The organism is Mesorhizobium sp. M6A.T.Ce.TU.016.01.1.1, assembly GCF_003997065.1.
Taxonomy (GTDB): domain Bacteria; phylum Pseudomonadota; class Alphaproteobacteria; order Rhizobiales; family Rhizobiaceae; genus Mesorhizobium; species Mesorhizobium mediterraneum.
The window spans coordinates 1-386 of the sequence record NZ_RZTJ01000182.1; the positions used below are offsets into that span (position 1 = coordinate 1).

At 60.4% G+C, this 386-nt stretch carries 1 protein-coding gene; it reads right to left on the reverse strand.

Annotated elements, in window-relative coordinates:
- Positions 1–28 precede the first annotated feature (28 nt).
- On the reverse strand, positions 29–386 hold a 358-nt coding region (locus EOC94_RS33950; RefSeq protein WP_210212115.1), incomplete at its 5' end, for an SGNH hydrolase domain-containing protein.

Below are 386 nucleotides of genomic sequence, written 5' to 3' on the forward strand. Positions count from 1 at the left end.
GAAAAAGCCGCTACGCCTTGATATCTCGCTAGAGACCCGCCGCCTTCGCCAGATAGGGCGCCAGCGCCAGCGCATAGGTGGCCGTCATATGGTGATGGTCGCGCCAGTCGATGATGTTGCCGACCACGGCCGAACAGCTGTCCTTGCCACATAAGGCATCGTTCATGTCAACGAAACGGACCCCCGGCAATGTCCCCGCGGCGAGGGCGAAGACATCACTCGTCTCCACCTCCTGTCGCGCGTTGACGCATTTGTCGGGATTGGCGGCCAGGCAATCACCGGGATCGAACTTGACGAAAGGCGTGTTACGAATGGCGATAATGCGCACGCCGGCACTGTTCAAGTCGCTCCAGATGCTGCGCAAACCGTCGATCATTGCCGGCTCC